The organism is Acinetobacter sp. 766875, assembly GCF_000582055.1.
In the GTDB taxonomy this organism is placed as follows: domain Bacteria; phylum Pseudomonadota; class Gammaproteobacteria; order Pseudomonadales; family Moraxellaceae; genus Acinetobacter; species Acinetobacter nosocomialis.
Window position 1 is genome coordinate 1 of record NZ_JEXX01000061.1, and the last position, 829, is coordinate 829.

The 829-nt window shown below is 49.5% G+C and carries 1 protein-coding gene; it reads right to left on the reverse strand.

Features of this window, described 5'->3' with window-relative positions; all coding sequences use genetic code 11:
• A partial coding sequence (locus tag J576_RS19315; RefSeq protein WP_033855759.1) for an Ig-like domain-containing protein occupies nucleotides 1-829 on the reverse strand: 829 nt, incomplete at both ends.

The following is an 829-nucleotide window of genomic DNA, read 5'->3' on the forward strand; positions in this document are numbered from 1 at the left end:
CGGACCGTCAGTCAACACTGGAAGTGTATTGTCTGCAAGGGTCCAGGTGCCATCACCATTATTGGTTGCCGGGTAGTTCACACCATCTACAGTCACCACCACTTTCGCAGTTGGATCATTTACTGTACCGCTTAATGCAGGTGTGCTGTCATTGGTTAATGTGGTTGTTACAGTTACTGCTGGTGCAACCGCATCTACTGTACCAGTTGATGGTGCTGACGGGTTGCCCGCTGGGTCAGTTGCAACAACTGTAACTTTGTCTCCATCTTTAAGATCACCTGGGTTTGGTACTGTCCATTTACCATCCGGGCCTGCAACTACAGTCGCTGTTGTGCCATCCGGGAAGCTCACAGTAACTGTTGAACCAGCTTCTGCTGTACCTGTTACAGGATTAGTCGCATTGATTGGATCAATTACTGGTGCATTTGGCGCAGTGGTATCTACAGTCACCACAGCATTAGTTGTACCTACATTACCTGCTGGGTCGGTGGCTGTCACAGTCACGGTATGCGGACCGTCAGTCAACACTGGAAGTGTATTGTCTGCAAGGGTCCAGGTGCCATCACCATTATTGGTTGCTGGGTAGTTCACACCATCTACAGTCACCACCACTTTCGCAGTTGGATCATTTACTGTACCGCTTAATGCAGGTGTGCTGTCATTGGTTAATGTGGTTGTTACAGTTACTGCTGGTGCAACCGCATCTACTGTACCAGTTGATGGTGCTGACGGGTTGCCCGCTGGGTCAGTTGCAACAACTGTAACTTTGTCTCCATCTTTAAGATCACCTGGGTTTGGTACTGTCCACTTACCATCCGGGCCTGCAACT